Annotated in this window: 1 protein-coding gene; it reads left to right on the top strand. The window is 39.2% G+C overall.

What is annotated here, in order from left to right; genetic code table 11:
• Nucleotides 1–296 (top strand): hypothetical protein (locus AAEY78_RS12520; protein ID WP_352339662.1); only part of this gene is annotated, 296 nt, incomplete at both ends.

Here is a 296-nt window from a genome sequence, read left to right on the forward strand (position 1 = left end):
GGACTTATTGAGGTCGGTATCATAGTCTTTGGATTATTAGGTAATATTGCTGCAGTAACGGCTCAAGTGGATCATGTCAGTATCAATAGTCGTCAATTTGAATTGAATAAAGTAGCCAGATTAAGAGTCAATATGGTGGCTCAAAATGATGATGTGTCGCGGCTAAGCTTTTATATTCGTCAGTTAGATGATGGTAACGTTCAGCAGCAGAAGTTAACGGTACAAGGGATTAATCACTTCTTATTTCAGCTTAGTGGCACTGACGTTGTCAGTGATCCAAATGCGCAGTTAATGAT

It is taken from the genome of Psychrobacter sp. 16-MNA-CIBAN-0192, assembly GCF_040309565.1.
Classification (GTDB): domain Bacteria; phylum Pseudomonadota; class Gammaproteobacteria; order Pseudomonadales; family Moraxellaceae; genus Psychrobacter.